General features: G+C 58.8%; 1 protein-coding gene. It reads left to right on the forward strand.

All coding sequences use genetic code 11. The features are described from left to right. The first annotated feature begins 75 nt into the window (after window positions 1–75). The gene (locus ALO43_RS22575) at window positions 76–243 is read left to right on the forward strand and encodes a hypothetical protein (protein ID WP_054998097.1); all 168 of its coding nucleotides are present in this window, start codon (window positions 76–78) and stop codon (window positions 241–243) included. Window positions 244–391 lie beyond the last annotated feature (148 nt).

Genomic DNA, 391 nt, shown 5'->3' on the forward strand with positions numbered 1-391 from the left:
GACTTGAGCCACTGCCTCGCACAGCGTCAATGACAGCGAGCGCTCTACCCATAACAAAGAACACAAGGGGGTAGCATGATCAGCGATACAACGTCCCTGGACAGTGTTTCCTGTCAGGTCGTAGAAGTCTTGAACAAGGTGGGGCTCGAGCTTCAGACCGAGGTCAGCAGCGCGTCGATCTCTACATTCCATCAACAGGCGCTTGAGCGGGTGCGCGCACTGGTGCAGTTCGACAAGGCCTGATGGGGAATATCACCATGGCCGGCAGAACCAGAGGCCCTGGCTGCACTGCAACACACTGCGGCCTTGCTGGAGGCGCTCGGGCATATTGGACAGCCGATTCGCTGCCGCTGGGTTCTCACTTTGCCGCGCGGTTTGGCGACGAACTGAC

The organism is Pseudomonas tremae, from assembly GCF_001401155.1.
GTDB lineage: Bacteria > Pseudomonadota > Gammaproteobacteria > Pseudomonadales > Pseudomonadaceae > Aquipseudomonas > Aquipseudomonas tremae.